This window comes from Saccharothrix sp. NRRL B-16314, assembly GCF_000716595.1.
Taxonomy (GTDB): Bacteria; Actinomycetota; Actinomycetes; order Mycobacteriales; family Pseudonocardiaceae; genus Actinosynnema.
In genome coordinates, this window is the sequence record NZ_JNXC01000148.1 from 1 (window position 1) to 382 (window position 382).

The window sequence follows — 382 nt, forward strand, 5'->3', positions numbered from 1 at the left end:
GTGCGGCACGCGCGGCTGCTCGGCGAGTGGCTCGGCGACGAGGCACGCGGTGTCATCGACTTCCGCAAGCACGTGGCCTGGTATCTGAAGGGCTTCTCGGTGGGCTCCGAGATGCGCAAGAAGCTGGCGATCACCTCGTCCCTGGACGAACTGAGCGCTCAGTTGAGCGAGCTGGACCTGGACCAGCCGTGGCCGGTGGGTGCCGACGGTCCTCGGGGTCGTACGTCCGGAAACAACCGAGTTGTCCTGCCGGACGGCTGGTTGAAGGACCCCTACGACTGCTCCGGCGTGAGCGAGGACGCCGAGCTGGACACGTCCGGCGGCTGAGATTCGGCCCTGATCCGGCCGTTCCGAAGGAGTGATCCTCGCCACCCTTGAGGGG

General features: G+C 67.3%; 1 pseudogene. It reads left to right on the plus strand.

Annotated features, from left to right (window positions below):
- Positions 1-327: pseudogene (locus OQ02_RS39425) on the plus strand (tRNA dihydrouridine synthase DusB); the annotation flags it as partial.
- Between the last annotated feature and the right edge of the window lie 55 nt (positions 328-382).